Source organism: Agrobacterium sp. SUL3 (assembly GCF_001263295.1).
Taxonomy (GTDB): domain Bacteria; phylum Pseudomonadota; class Alphaproteobacteria; order Rhizobiales; family Rhizobiaceae; genus Agrobacterium; species Agrobacterium tomkonis.
Genome location: NZ_KQ414516.1, coordinates 84,357 through 96,643, shown reverse-complemented (window position 1 = coordinate 96,643; position 12,287 = coordinate 84,357). Strand labels below are relative to the sequence as shown.

8 protein-coding genes are annotated in these 12,287 nt (G+C 57.7%); 4 read left to right on the top strand and 4 right to left on the bottom strand.

Translation table 11 applies throughout. From position 1 onward, the window contains the following. Nucleotides 1–15: 15 nt before the first annotated feature. The 4 genes from AKG12_RS24295 to AKG12_RS24280 all read right to left on the bottom strand — a co-directional run bounded on the left by AKG12_RS24295 (nucleotide 16) and on the right by AKG12_RS24280 (nucleotide 6,551). On the bottom strand, nucleotides 16–498 hold the full coding sequence (locus AKG12_RS24295) for an HIT family protein (protein ID WP_052820764.1): 483 nt from the start codon (nucleotides 496–498) through the stop codon (nucleotides 16–18). A gap of 213 nt (nucleotides 499–711) precedes the next feature. Continuing rightward, a complete protein-coding gene (locus AKG12_RS24290; RefSeq protein WP_082179026.1) occupies nucleotides 712–1,866 on the bottom strand; it encodes a patatin-like phospholipase family protein in 1,155 nt (384 codons plus the stop codon). Nucleotides 1,867–2,397: 531 nt separating this feature from the next. Beyond that, nucleotides 2,398–5,526, bottom strand: coding sequence for an efflux RND transporter permease subunit (locus AKG12_RS24285; protein ID WP_052820763.1), 3,129 nt, complete (start codon nucleotides 5,524–5,526; stop codon nucleotides 2,398–2,400). Further along, nucleotides 5,526–6,551 (bottom strand): efflux RND transporter periplasmic adaptor subunit, encoded by a 1,026-nt coding sequence (locus tag AKG12_RS24280; protein ID WP_374828190.1) that lies wholly within the window; start codon nucleotides 6,549–6,551, stop codon nucleotides 5,526–5,528. The genes AKG12_RS24285 and AKG12_RS24280 overlap by 1 nt, the downstream gene beginning before the upstream one ends. A 2,114-nt stretch (nucleotides 6,552–8,665) precedes the next feature. On the opposite strand from AKG12_RS24280, the gene AKG12_RS24270 reads away from it, so the two are divergent. From AKG12_RS24270 to AKG12_RS24255, 4 genes are read left to right on the top strand one after another with little or no spacing between them, the layout of a single operon-like run. Beyond that, nucleotides 8,666–9,067, top strand: coding sequence for a RidA family protein (locus AKG12_RS24270; RefSeq protein WP_052820760.1), 402 nt, complete (start codon nucleotides 8,666–8,668; stop codon nucleotides 9,065–9,067). Further along, nucleotides 9,067–10,008, top strand: a complete 942-nt coding sequence (locus AKG12_RS24265; RefSeq protein WP_003501856.1) for a LysR family transcriptional regulator — start codon at nucleotides 9,067–9,069, stop codon at nucleotides 10,006–10,008. Before AKG12_RS24270 ends, AKG12_RS24265 begins: the two co-directional genes overlap by 1 nt. Nucleotides 10,009–10,067: 59 nt before the next feature. Further along, nucleotides 10,068–10,919, top strand: a complete 852-nt coding sequence (locus AKG12_RS24260) for a creatininase family protein (protein WP_052820759.1) — start codon at nucleotides 10,068–10,070, stop codon at nucleotides 10,917–10,919. Continuing rightward, nucleotides 10,916–12,280: an FAD-binding oxidoreductase gene (locus AKG12_RS24255; RefSeq protein ID WP_052820758.1), complete on the top strand. Its 1,365-nt coding sequence runs from the start codon at nucleotides 10,916–10,918 to the stop codon at nucleotides 12,278–12,280. The genes AKG12_RS24260 and AKG12_RS24255 overlap by 4 nt, the downstream gene beginning before the upstream one ends. Nucleotides 12,281–12,287 lie beyond the last annotated feature (7 nt).

Sequence of the window (12,287 nt, the reverse complement as noted above, 5' to 3'; positions counted from 1 at the left end):
AAACTACCCTCCATCTCAGGCGTGGATTGTTCTTCGCAACAGCTCGATAACGTCACTCACCGAACGTCCTTGGATCGGTGGCGGCTCCGCACGCTCGCAAAACTCCCGCCAGACAAAGAACGTCAGCTCAGCGCCATCCGTCGGTGTTTCCCCCGGTCCCTCTGCGAAGGTCTCAAGCAGACGATATCTCTCGTCCTTCCAGAACAGGGCCTCAACCCAATTGTAGATCGGGATCACATGGAAATGGATAGGATAGCCGGGGGAGTGTCCGTAGCGGCCGATATATACCCGTTCGGCATGCAAGTCCTGCTTTAGTGATTTCTGAGCCGCCGCCAACAACGGACCGAGTTCGCCAAGCGCCCCTCCCGACAATTCCGACAGATCATTTGTGTCCGTTTTCGAGCTGACCATCAGATAGCCAGGGAGAGCGGAGTTCATCCGGTGGCTAACCAGCCATCCACCTGTTTCGGTGATTTGAAAACGTTCCGGGATCTCCAAGGTCTGCCTTCTCCGTTGCTCTCGCAAACTTCCCGGATATCTGCTCGACATGATAAGCCGACTTTTGCAGCGTTGCAAAATTAGGACATTTGCGACCAAGCCTCGTTCGACCCGGCTTGCCGGCCGTGGAAAACGCGGATCGCGAGGATGACGCCGACGATCAGGACGGCAACCCAACCGCTTGGCGCCACCAGAATATGAGATATTCGCGATTCAGCGGAAATCGGGGCTACCTTTCCACACAATCCCACCAGCAGTTTGAGAGTATCCGAGGTTATAAACGGCCCGCATGTAGCCGGTATTGAATGGATCGGAATTCGAATAAGGAACCTGAGTAGTGATCGATGCAAGATGAAAGCGGGCTCCGGTCAGTCTGGAATAGTTATAGAGGGCCGTCAGCGCGCTCTGGGTGTGCGCCTTGAGGAAGATCGAGTATGCCCTTGCGATCACCGAGAGGGTCTTGTTTGGCGTGGCGGAAAATTCGGGGATGAGCGCGTTGTTGACGATCACATAGAAATTCACGGTCTGTTTTTTTGTTGCCACCAGACGGATGCTGCTTGTCAGAATAGCCTGCGGAAGCATGAGTACCTGCGAGGCGGATCCGCCATCCGAATGCATTTCCTGGAAGTGGCGCCCTTCCGACTCGGCTTTGATCATGACCGCGGGAAAAATGCCCGGGATGCTTGCCGACGCTATCACAATGTCCTGAAACAGCTTTAGCGCATCGGGACGGCCACTGTTGGCGATAGCACCCATGTTCCAGACGACGGCACGCTGAGTATCGAGATTGGTCGTCAGGACGAGGAGGCGGCGGCCCTTTCTGTGCTCGGCAGCAACCTGCTCCAGGATCGCGGGCGTGATGTAACGCTCGACCATTTGTCTCAATGGCTCGGCTCGCAGCAAGCTTGGCCCGAACAGTCCGCCGGCGCGCTTGCTTCGGAGAAGGTCCTCGGCAATACCACTCGTGTAGAGATGCACCAAGGTGTCGTCATAGGACGATCCGAGGAATGCGTAGGGCGCGATCAACGCTCCCGTGCTCACGCCGGTGACGACGTCGAATTGAGGGCGAGTCTTTGCCTCGCTCCACGCCGCCAGCACACCGACGCTGAACGCACCCCCCGCACCGCCGCCTGAGATCATGAGAATATCGAGACCTCCCCGCCTGGCAGCCGGCTCCCAGTTACGGACATCTCTTGGAACTTCATCGAGCCGGGCGTCAAGATAGGTCCTGATCTCCCCATAGCCAGTAATGGAAGCCTTGTCCGCTTCCTTGGCGTCAAGGGCCCTGTTCAGCGTCTGCGTGCATCCGGACAAAATGATGACGATCGTGACCAGAGCTACAAGTGCTCGTATCAGGCTCAGCTTCAAAGATACGGCCGTTCGCGCCGGTCCATCCCCAGACCAGCGTCCAGGCGCGGTCAGGATGCGCAGGCGGCACTTGGCCGCTTGCGCGGGTGTATGTCCTGCGCCCTCATTTCCGGGTATCGAATACTGGCCAGAACCGCTGCCATATATTCCAGGGTTGGAGGCACGACCCGCTATGCGATCGCCTGCAGCCCTTGGCGACAGACCTGTTACTGGTTCCGTCGCGGCGGGTTCACTCGCCTGAAAGCGATATCGCCGAGAGGCTGCCGCAATCAGTATCTCGGGGGGAGGAATCAATTGATCCCACCCATCACCTTCGGCAGCCAAACCCAGGAAAACGCGAGCACGATTAAAATGAAGATAAGGATATTCACGAGGACAATACGCATGGTTCCTCTCCCTATGATCCAGGCAGCATGGGGTCGCCGGGGCGTGCATCACCCGTCAACGGCGGCATCTTGGTCCCGCCGGCGGGACAAAACATCATCATGACGTCGTGTTGCGGTTCCTTCCGGACTTCCTGTTGAGCAGGGGTCATCGTTGGCCTCGCTTCACAGGGGGACGTTCGAAGGCGATCATCTTCTCGGGGTGGTCGACGGTCTCGTTGTGGGGCCCGCTCCGGTATACAAGCCGCTTGACCGCCTTGAGCAGGTCGTCGACGTAGGTGAAGATGACCGGGATGACAATAAGGCTGAGCAGCGTCGACATCATCACACCGCCGATCACCACAATGGCCATCGGTTGCCGGAAACTTGAATCGCCTCCCGTCAGGCTGAGCGCTACCGGAAGCATACCCGATGCCATGGCGATGGTAGTCATGACGATGGGCTGCGCGCGCTTGTGGCAGGCATCGATAAGAGCATCGAACCTGGACATTCCCTGGCGGCACGACATGATCGCGTATTCGACAAGAAGGATCGAGTTCTTCGTTACCACGCCCATAAGCATGAGCAGTCCGATAACGACCGACATCGAGAAGCTGGTACCGCTCACCACCAGTGGAAGCAGCGCGCCGCCGAGCGAGAGCGGAAGTGCCATCAGAATGGTCAACGGCTGCAGGAAATCATGGAAAAGCAGAACGAGAACCGCGTATATGCAGAACACGCCGATTGCCATGGCAAGACTGAAGCTCTGGAACAACTCCGAGCTGCGTTGGAGTTCGCCTTGTTCCACGAGGGTCACGCCCGCCGGCAGATTCTGGAGAGCCGGCAATGCTCTTGCCTCACTGTTGACGTCGCCCAGGATCCGGCCGTTAAGCTCGACGGAAATAGTAACATTGCGCATTCGATCGATGCGGTCGATCTGGGAAGGACTGCCGCCGATCCGGACGTCGGCAATTGATCCGAGGTCAACGCTGCCGTTTGTTCCCGCTACCCGCATGTTCATGATGTCATTTAGAGTTCTGCGGGTTTCCGGAGCGAATCGGACAACGATAGGAATTTGGCGCTGCGACAGATTGAGTTTTGGCAGGGCTGAAGAATATTCCCCGCCTGTCGCAACACGGACCGCCTCGGCGATAGCGCTCGACGTCACCCCAAGCGCAGCCGCGCGTGCAAAATCAGGGGTGATCTGAATCTCGGGGGCCTGCCTCGACGCGCTCGACGTCACCGCTCCGATGCCTTTCAGGGTACGGAGTTGCTCCTCGAGCGCTGTGCTTGCTCCATCAAGGACGCTGGAATCATCACTGGCAAGAGTAATATCCAGTTTCGTTCCATTGGCGCCGCCGCCGACCTCGACACGAACGCCGGGGAGGACAGAAAGAGCCTGCCGGATGTCATTTTCTATCTCTGACTGTTTGCGTTCTCGCTCGCCGATAGGCGTCAGCGTGACGACAAGCGTGGCAGTCGCGACACTGCTCGTGGTGGTGACGCCGGGACCACCGCCCGACGATGCCGAACCGACCGATGAGAAGACATGCATCACATCGGCAAGCTTGCCGACGGTGTCTGCAGCCTGCCTGGTCACGGCCTCCGTCTGCTCCAAGGTCACGCCCGGCTGCAGGGTCAGCGTAATCTGGGTGCGCGCATTGTCGGCTGCAGGCAGGAAGCCCGATTTCAGGAAGGGGATGGTCGAGAGCGAAAGCGCGACGGCGACAGCGGTCACGAGCACCGTTGTTTTCCTGTGCGTCAGGGATGCCTTCACCGTTGCCATATAGGCACGCATGATGCGGCCATCCTTTTCCTCGGTCGGATGGGCCTTCATGAGATACGCTGCCATCATGGGCGTCAGCAGACGCGCGACGACGAGCGAGGCGACGACCGCGACCGCCGCGGTGACGCCGAACTGGCGGAAGAGAAGGCCCGGTATGCCGCTCATGAATGCCGTGGGCAGGAAGACCGCGACCAGTGTAAATGTGGTAGCGATGACCGCCAATCCGATTTCGTTGGCGGCTTCAAGCGCAGCATCGATCGGTCGCTTGCCCATGTTGAGGTGGCGGGCGATGTTCTCGATCTCGACAATGGCATCGTCAACGAGGATGCCAACCACAAGCGACAGTGCAAGAAGCGTCACGATATTCAGGCTGAAGCCGGCCAGGTACATGACGAGGAAGGTCGGTATGACCGACAACGGTAGTGCCACAGCCGACAAGATTGTCGCGCGCCAGTCCCGAAGGAAGAGCCAAACGACGATAACTGCAAGGATTGCCCCCTCGAGCAGCATCTCCATCGAGCCGTTATAGTTGTCGAGGATGGGCCCGACGGTACTGTAGGCCTCCTCGATCTGCACATTGGGGTGCGCGGCCGCGAACTGTTCCATCGCCTTTTTGACGTCGGCCGCAACACCGGTGTCCGAGAACCCATTCGAGCGTTTGATCTCGACCGCAATCACGGCCTGGCCGTCCAGATATGCCATCGAGGACCGGTCCGCGAAGCTGTCCTCGACGGAGGCAACATCATCGAGGCGAAGCTGCTGGCCGTTGGCCAGGGGAATTCGGAGCGCTTTCAGGTCGTCGACCGACGCCACCGCGCCGAGCGTGCGCAATGTCTGGCGGGTGCCACCGACTTCGCCAAGGCCACCCGACGTGTCCGCCTGAACCGACTTCAGCTGTGCCGACACCGTGGCCGCCGTGACCCCGAGCGACGCCATCGTTGCGGGGTCGAGGTCAACATGGACCTCGCGGTCGATCCCGCCTACTCGGCTGACCTTGCCCACTCCGGGCGATGACAGGAGTGCCTTGGTCATATCGTTGTCGACGAACCAGGAGAGCTCAGTTTCATTGAGGCTGGTCGAGCGAATCGCATACGTAACCAGTGCGGCGTTCTGCACGGTGACTTTGGTGACGCTCGGCGTTTCCATCTGCGCAGGTAAGTCGGCCTTGGCACTGTCCACCGCGTTACGGACTTCGTTCAGAGCCTCTTCGCTGTTCTTCTCCAGCTTGAAGGAGGCTTTGATCGAAACGGTCCCGTCGGTTACGGCTGTGGTGATGTGGTCGAGATGGCTCAGCGAGGCGAGACTATCTTCGATGACGCGGGCAACCTCCGTCTCGAGCTGCGTTGGCGCTGCGCCGTCGAGCGTGGCGACTATGCTGATGGTAGGGAGATCCATATCGGGAAAGTTTTGTACCGGCAGGTGTTTGAATGCCAACAGTCCCCCCACGGTAAGCATCGCGAATAGCAGTATCGCCGGTACGGGATTGTGGATCGACCACGCGGAGAAATTCATCAGTGTTCTCCCGCAATATTCACGAGCGCGTTGTCCGACAGAAAGGCTCCGCCTGACGTCACAACCCTTGAAGACTGACCTATTCCGGAGACGATCTCGACTTCACCGTTGTTGCGGCGACCCGTCTCTACCCGCACCCTTCGCACTCGATTGTCCTTGTCGGTTGTAAAGACGTAGTTCATCCCGTCGCGGAACGCGATCGCCGTCTCGGGAACCGTAAGGGCCGCAGTGGTCCGGAGTTCGATGCTGCCGGTTACGTAAAGGCCGGTGCGCGGATGGGCGTCGACAGGAAGCGCTACATAGACGATCGCCCGGCTGGTATTGGTGCTGACCGACGGCCCAACAAGCCGCACCTTGCCTTGAATGGGGCGATTATCCGGCCCGTTGATCTCGACGTTCAAACCTTCCGAGATGCGGGAAAGGTAGCGCGCGGAAACTTCAGCTTGCCACTCGACGCGCTGCTGGCGGATCAGGCGGAACAGCTCGGTGCCAGAGGAGACAACGGCGCCCAGTTCCCCCGAACGCGAGGTTATAAGGCCGTCGTCAGCAGCTGTGATGATTGTTTGACGGAGCTTGATTTTTTGACTTTCGAGAGCCGCCTTTTCCGAAGCAACACTCGCCGTCGCCGTCTCCTCTTCGGTCAATCGCTCGGCTATTGTTTCATCGGAAAGGGTGCCCGAAGACCGAAGCTTGCGGGCTCGGTCCGCATTGGCCTTGGCCTTTGCAAGATTTGCCCTCGCGATTTCAACTGCAGCCTCCTGCTTTTGCAGATCAGCCAGTACGCTCTCCTGGGAAAGCCGGACAAGTGTCTGTCCTTTTGTCACAATTGATCCGACATCAACCAGAATGTCGGTTATGCGAAGGCCACCGGTTTCCGAGGCGATGATCGCTTCCTGCCATGGTTTCAGCCAGCCGCTTGCGGGAACTGTCTCGGGCCACTCCCGCTGCGTCGGCGTTACCAGAGAAACGGTGAGAGCCGGCGCTTCAGGCTGATTTGCGACGGCACTGCGCAAGGGAAGCAGCATGAGGACTGTCCCGACAAGAGCGGCGACGAGTTGGATGACGGGTTTTTTCAACAATACGTTCCTTGCAGCTCGGATATGGGCGCCCTCCCCCCAAGCCCCACCAGATGGACACAGGTTTCATTCGGTCGGCAGCGCGGAACGTCGTGGCGGGCCAATGCAGGCTTAGCAACCGATGTCACCACATGTCCGAGTAGCCGAATGAGCGTAAAGTGCCGTCAAGTCTTGCGGTGGATAAACGTCGATCGAGCTCTCGTGTTTGTGCTGCATGGGTACAAAGATGAATGACGGGCAAAGCAAATGAACAAGGTTCTCCGGCATGGATGAGGTGCTACTGATACGGTGCCCGATGCCCGATGCGACATTGATGGTTCGACTTTTTTGCACGCCACGCCGTAACTGAGGCATGAGCCAATGACACGCGGAGACCAGATCCCGTTTGGCTGTGACTATCACAGGGTAGGCATAGAGATGCGTACCACGACCTATTGAGCGGGACGGTGTGCACGCCCGTCGATCTGGCTGTCTTAAGAATCTGATCTCATGACGGGGGGGAACCGGCCTGCGTTGCGTATAAGCTGCAAGACCAGAGAAATGCGAGCAGTGCATGCGGGCAGGAGAATTGGCAGCGCCATGGCAGGAGACGAAATTTAGATAGGTCGCACTCGTATTCTTGATCGAACGGGGTCCGGCAAGGAGCGTGGCGGAACCTCGCGCCCATAATGAAACTGCTGATGCAAGCTCGGTCTGCCGACAACTAGCGACAAGGGTGCGGTAGCCTCTCCACAGCAACCGTGAATGCCAGCTTCTGCCGAATCTAAGGCAACCAAGTGAACGTAGGAGATCGAAATGAAGATAAATCTGTGGCTCGCGACGCTAAGCGCTGTAATCCTTGCCTCAAGCTCTTCGTTTTCCGCGCAGGCTTACGTGTCGCCGCAAAGGGCCGCCGCCATACTAGCCGATGGCCAACCGTGGTCGGCCCTCGCACCGAACGGGAAGACGTTCAAAATCGTTTTCAAGAAGGATGGGACCGGAAGCATCCGTGGTCCTATGCCATTTGCGCTCTCTATCACCTGGGCGGTTCAGGGCGACGCAATGTGCCTCGCTGGCAAGATGGGTACCAGGTGCCTTCGGTTTCGCGAGATTTCCGGAGGGCTTCAGGGTTGGGACGGCGACAAGCCAGACCTGAAGTTCAGCCGATAGGACCGAAATTCTTTGAGGTTTTGGGCCACGTTTCCCGTTGGACGAGGAAAAAACGGAGATTACTCAATAAAATAAAGATCAATTGTCGCTCAGCAAACATTGGCCAGATGGTCCGGGTCGAGGCGATACCCCATCATCTGTATGGCAACCTCTTCGGTCGAGTTCCCTCCCCCAGAACGAGGCCGCGGGACGTATACCCCCGCAGGCGGCCCCGTGCCGCCTGCGCGTCCTGCCCACCCCAAGGGCGCCGGTCAGGTAACGATGCATCGAAACGGCCGTGCCTCTGAAGATGCGCCTGACGCGAGCGCTTATCGCTCTGGTTCCGATCGCTTTCATCTTGTCCGGATGCACGCAGACGCTGGGCAGAGCCCTTGGTGCGAAGGAGGCTGGAACAGCTACGATTCGCTGGCTACGGCGAGATCCGCACCTATCTCGACGTCCGTTCTGATGAAGCTCCACGAAATACCCTCGACTGGATGCCGGCGACCCGGCGGAGGTCACCTCTCTGATGATCTCGGGCGGCGCCTTCAGCGGCGGCGTGCTCTCTGCGAGGAGCGCGGAGAAGAGCCGCCCGCAATTCGATCTCGTCACCGGCGTCGACTGATCCCGAATAAGATGGCCGATTTCCACACAAATTGAGGATGACCCCGTTAAGAGCAAAGGGACACCCGGCTTGGCAGTAACAAGGGGAGGCTCACTGGATCACGTCTCCGCGAAAACGCCGTTAGTTGAAATCCTTTATGGAAAAAGACTCCGCATTGCGTAACTATCAGTTTCCGCAGTGAGGCCTTTCGGCCTCATTTTCGCTGACCGGTTCGCCGCACATCAGGGCGTGAGCTGAGAAGAGATATTTCTCAGTGAATACGCGCTGTCGGTCGCCAAGGCCGATTGATATTCAACTTTTGGAAAATGCCATGACATATGATCAAAAGAAAGCTCTGAACCCCGTTTCCCTCCGCCGACCTTTTGGGGCTTATAACCATGGGCTGATCATACCGCCAAACAGCAGCTTGCTGGTGACCTCCGGCCAGTTGGGAATAACCAGAGATGAGGCAATTCCTCCCAGTGTAACGGATCAGGCAGAACTTTGTTTTAAGGCCATCGCGGCTATTCTGGAAGAAGCCAACATGAGCTTCGCGGACGTAATCCGCATAGCTGGCTTCGTGACCAGGCGAGAAGACTTCCAGGACTATATGGCAGTGCGAGACCGTTATACCATGGAGCCTAAGCCTGTATCGACGCTCATCGTGGTAGGTGGTTTCACCAGAGCGGAGTTTCTGGTTGAGGTGGAAGTAACAGCATCGAAGGTGTTTTGATGCTTCACGCCCGGATGCTTATGTACCTCGATGAAGTGGTGCGATCGGGCTCGATCAGGAAGGCGGCGATGAAACTGAATGTCGCCTCAACCGCGATCAATCGGCAGATCATTGCCCTGGAAGAAGAACTTGGCCAGCCAATTTTTGAGCGAATGCCGAGAAGACTTCGGCTTACTGCAACGGGCGAAGCTCTGATTGAACACGTTCGTGACACGCTCCGCAACTACGATAAATTCCAGCAGAGGCTAGACAGCCTCAAGGGCTTGCAGCGCGGCCACATCAAGTTGGCGACGACTATTGGATTGGGCGGAGGCCCAATGGCAAAAATCGCTAACGATTACATGGAGAGGCATCGTGGGGTGCAGTTCCGCATTCGCGCCCTCTTTGCCGATGGCATTCCAAACTCTGTTTTGTCGGGTGAAGTAGATCTCGGTCTGGGCTTCAATCTGCAACCGAATCCAGGACTTAGAACAGTCTTCCAGTTCGATATTCCGATCGGTCTTGTCGTGCGACCAGACCACGAGTTGGCAGACAAGTCCATCGTGCGAATAGGCGATGCCGCCAGGTTTCCGATTGTGCTCCCAGAACCGAACATGAGCCTCCGTACGCATATCGACATCGCTTTATCGCGGCTGGCCGTCGTACCGACTCCGATATTGGAGACGAACTCCATCGAAATGATCAAAATGATGATCCGCCTGAGCAATGCTGTCGCATTCATGAACCCGCTCGACGTTGGGATGGAGCGAGCCGAGGGCTTGCTATGCTACCTCCCCTTGGCTGAAACGCCGGGGCAAACTCTAAAACTTGTCGCACGAACACGGGGATCGATCGATCCCGTTACCAGCGGCTTTGTAGAATATCTCCGTCATCGGGTTACTGATCTCGTTGCGGCCTTACAGCCGGCTCACCGAGAACAAAAAAGCACAACACCGAGATGAATTCGGCGCTTTGGAGATGCTGCCCGTTTTGTTAGCGTTGCGCAAAATGAGGGCAGATAATGAGTGTTGCAAAACGATTTTACTGGGAAGAGCGCACGACGCTCGAGTTTGACGAGCTAGCCGCGCAGGATTCCATTGCCATCCTACCCGTCGCTGCGACCGAACAGCATGGTCCACACCTGAGCGTCGCCACGGATAGCGCCATCGGTCGCGGAATGCTGGAATGCCTCAGGGAGCGAATCCCTGGCGACATTTCGGTATCGGTGCTGCCTCTTCAGGCCGTAGGCAAGTCCAATGAGCATCACCTGGCTCCAGGAACTCTTACCCTTCCTACCGAAGCGCTCATTGCGTCCTGGTTAAGCCTGGGTGAATGCGTTCACAGAGCCGGATTGCGCAAGATGCTGATCGTCAACTCCCACGGCGGCAACAACCCCGTTATGGACATCGTTGCCCGGGAGCTGCGCGTGAAGCTGACCATGCTTGTCGTGACAACGCAATGGAACCGTTTCGGCTTTCCGGACGGTGCCATCGATGACACCGAACGCCGGTATGGCGTGCACGCGGGCAAAGCCGAGACCTCGCTCATGCTCCATTTTCGGCCGGACCTTGTGCGCATGTCGAATTTGAAGAACTTTGTGTCTGCGTCAGCCTCCCTTGAAGAGTCTTTCACCCACCTTCGTGCGACTGCACAGCACAATATGGCCTGGTTGATCCATGACCTAAACCCGGATGGGGCCGTCGGCAATGCCGCCGCCGGTACGGCCGCAGTCGGCAAGGCCATCGCCGAGCATCAGGTTGATGGCCTAGTCGAGCTCCTGCGCGACATGAAGGAATTTGATCTTGACCGTCTCGTTCGCACACTCCCGGGTTCCTCGGCCGCGACACTCTCGCAGGCGAGGTTGATCGCATGAGCGACCGGGCACTGGCGCAGCTGAGAGCTGATCTGGCGGATATCCCGCAAATATCGTCTGATTTGATCCCCGCAAAAAGCCGCGACTTCTACTGGTTTTCACCCATTTTGAAGTCTGAGTTGAGCGATAAGGTCGCCGATCTTGTCGTGGTTCCCCAAACCCGGGAACAGCTGGAAAAGGTTGCGAGTGCATGTGCCAGGTGGCGTATTCCCTTGACCCTTAGGGGCGGTGGAACCGGCAATTACGGGCAGGCGGTGCCATTGCACGGCGGTGTCGTTCTCGACATGACCGGCTTCAACAAAATTATTTCCTCATCACCGGGCGTCGGGCGCTTCGAAGCGGGGTGCCGGCTGCTTGATATTGATAAGGCTCTCAAGCCAATGGGATGGGAAATGAGATTTTTCCCATCGACCAGGCGCTTTGCGACGATTGGCGGCTACATAGCCGGTGGCGCCGGCGGTATCGGATCTTGCACCTGGGGTCAGCTGGCGGATCCTGGCGCAGTGATTGCGGTGGAGCTGCTGACGGTCGAGGAGACACCGCGAACCATACAACTGCGTGATCGGGATGCCCTGAAGGTACTCCACGCGTATGGCATAAACGGCATCATCACTGAAGTTGAAATGCCGCTCGCACCAAGACAGCCTTGGGCCGAAGGAATTGTGACATTTCCGGACTTCGCTAAAGCCGTACAGTTTGCCCATCAGTTTACAGCCGCAGAGGGTATAGCCAAGAAACTTGTATCGATCCACGAGCCGGCTATCGCCCCCTACCTTGGCAAGCTCGCAAGCCATATTCCCGCCGGAACCGCTATGGCTATCCTCATGGTCAGCGAGCCCCAAATGCCGATGACTGCAATGATGGCTTCCGATTTTGGCGGGGAACTGGTCTTCGAAAGATCAGCAGTTGAAGCAGAGCGCGCAGCATTCGAAGGACACGCTGGCCTCCCGCCTTTGTACGAGTTCACCTGGAACCACACCACATGGCGCGCCGTGCGAACTGATCAAGCATTGACCTACCTTCAGCTTCGTTTTCCCGCAGGCGAGGAAGAACGACTTATCGCCGAGTTGCAGCGCAATTTCGCGGGCGAAATGATGCTCCACCTCGAATTTCAGCGGCGTAATGGTCGCGTCTTCGTGTCTGGTTTGCCCTTGGTCCGTTTCAGCACCCCTGATCGCCTTGGCGCGCTCATGCACGAAATCGAGGCTCTCGGGATCCAAATTTCGAACCCTCATACTTTCCAGCTCGATGGTGCCGGCTGGAAGCGCACAGACGCACCGCAGGCCGAATTCAAGCAGATTGCCGATCCTCTGGGACTTCTCAATCCGGGAAAGTTGAAAGCCCAGCTCTCGGCCGCGTAGACCGTCG